Origin of the sequence: Bradyrhizobium sp. 31Argb, from assembly GCF_043638955.1 — a bacterium.
Classification (GTDB): Bacteria; Pseudomonadota; Alphaproteobacteria; order Rhizobiales; family Xanthobacteraceae; genus Bradyrhizobium.
Genome location: NZ_JBEGDB010000620.1, coordinates 1 through 1,096 on the forward strand (window position 1 = coordinate 1; position 1,096 = coordinate 1,096).

Below are 1,096 nucleotides of genomic sequence, written 5' to 3' on the forward strand. Positions count from 1 at the left end.
AGGCTTCCTCCTAAAAGAAAGCCTTGAATCACGTTCAATCTGATTTGAGAATCCCAAGAGTCCACACGGCCTAGCGTCGAATCGCAAAGTCCTTCGATGCTCGCCGATATTCCCAATTGGCCTGCTCAAGTTCTGGTCGATCGAACTCTGCCTCGGGGTACCCGACGCACAAGTAGCCAATGAATTTCCAGGAGTCCGGTACTTCAAGAATCTCGTGGATGCTGGCTGGGTTCAGGATCGATACCCAGCCAACCCCGATGCCCTCTGCACGCGCGGCGAGCCACATCGAGCAGACCGCCGCGACGACGGAATATTCGGCCGTTTCCGGCATGGTTGCCCGCCCGAGGCCATGACCCACGTCGCCTGCGGTTTCCGCGAACACGGCCAGGTGTCCCGGCGCCTCTTCGAGGCCTGAGAGCTTGAGGGCCGCATATCGGGCTGCGCGTTCGCCCGAATAGGACTGCAAGGCATCAGCATTGCAGGTCTTGAAGTTTTCGATCACGGCCCGGCGTCTCGTCTCGTCCTCGACAATGACGAACCGCCAAGGCTGGCTCAGGCCGACCGAAGGGGAAAGGCAGGCAATCTCGATGAGCCGCTCGATGGCATCGCTCGGGAGTGGGTCAGGACGAAACCGCCGGACGTCGCGGCGCCACACGAACAGCTCGCGCAATTGCCGGCGAAAGGATTCGTCGAAGGAAACCATCAGGGCTCACGGTTCTGAATCGAATAGTGATGCGGGATCAGCAGCACGGCGATTTCGCCGATCTGTTCAAACGCGCCCAATCTGTCCCCCAATTTGTAGCGTTCCGACAGGTCAAAAACGGGTACAAACGTGGGCAATTTCGGCTAGCTTGGAGTGCATACGTTCGTGTTTCATCCTGTTGAGAGCGTAGGGTAAATCATTGAAATCGCAAGACTATCTCTTTTCTGTGGCGCCCATGATGGAATGGAGCGAGAGTTTCAAGAATCTCAATCGGTTAGAGCCCTGCGTGTGCACGACGTGTGCACTGAGAGATCAACGCATTGCCTCACCAAGGATGTTACCGGAGAACTGACCGTCAGGATTGGGGCGGCGATACCGAATCGGATCGGTGTC

The 1,096-nt window shown here is 57.2% G+C and carries 1 protein-coding gene; it reads right to left on the bottom strand.

All coding sequences use genetic code 11. The features are described from left to right. Nucleotides 1-70: 70 nt before the first annotated feature. On the bottom strand, nt 71-703 hold the full coding sequence (gene bluB / locus AAFX91_RS41870) for a 5,6-dimethylbenzimidazole synthase (protein ID WP_394570371.1): 633 nt from the start codon (nt 701-703) through the stop codon (nt 71-73). Nucleotides 704-1,096 lie beyond the last annotated feature (393 nt).

Coding starts and splice junctions, on each gene's coding strand:
- bluB (WP_394570371.1), bottom strand. CDS start 703: ATGGTTTCCTTCGACGAATCCTTTCGCCGGCAATTGCGCGAGCTGTTC.